We start from the raw sequence: 671 nt of genomic DNA on the forward strand, positions 1-671 counted from the left end.
CGAGCTCATCTTGGCGGACTCGGCAGCCATGTCGGCGTCCATGATGCGGCCTTCAGCGTCGGCGGTGTTCATCGACATGTTGCCCAGGTTGTTGTAGACGTGGTCGAGGCGGTTTTCACCAGCACCGATGGCCGAGCGCATCGTGCCAACAGCGGCCAACGACGTTTCGAGCAAGGTGATCGTGGCGTTGGCGGCGGCAGTCAGCTCGTCGCCAGCGGAGGCGCCGTCGTATGACTTGGCGGCTGCCGTCAAGGCGGTGTGAACCGCAGTGAGTTGGGTGCCCACGTTGAAGCTCATCGTTTCGCTGGCAGACGCACCGATCTGGAACTTGATTTCCGCACCCAGCTTGCCGCCGGCTTCGGCGAGCAGCTTGGCACCGCCGTACGACGTGTTGCCCATGATGTTGTTCAACTCTTTGCCCAGTGCGTCGTACTCAGCCTGCATGGCCTTCTTGTCTTCGTCGTTGGACGAACCGTCGGCGGCTTGGGTCGCCAGATCCTTCATGCGGTACAGCACGTTGGTGACTTCGTTGAACGCACCGTCGGCCGTTTGCAGCATCGACGAGGCGTTCTGCGTGTTTTGCATGGCCACGCCCATGCCGCGCGTTTGCGCTTGCAGGCGAACAGCGATCTGCAGGCCGGCGGCGTCGTCCTTGGCCGAGTTGATGCGCA

General features: G+C 62.4%; 1 protein-coding gene. It reads right to left on the reverse strand.

Annotation, left to right across the window (positions count from 1 at the left end; genetic code table 11):
* Positions 1 to 671, reverse strand: a 671-nt coding sequence (locus tag R2N11_RS26370) for a flagellin N-terminal helical domain-containing protein (RefSeq protein ID WP_316682967.1), incomplete at both ends; no start/stop codon positions are given.

Origin of the sequence: Ralstonia flaminis (assembly GCF_958415495.1) — a bacterium.
Lineage (GTDB): Bacteria > Pseudomonadota > Gammaproteobacteria > Burkholderiales > Burkholderiaceae > Ralstonia > Ralstonia flaminis.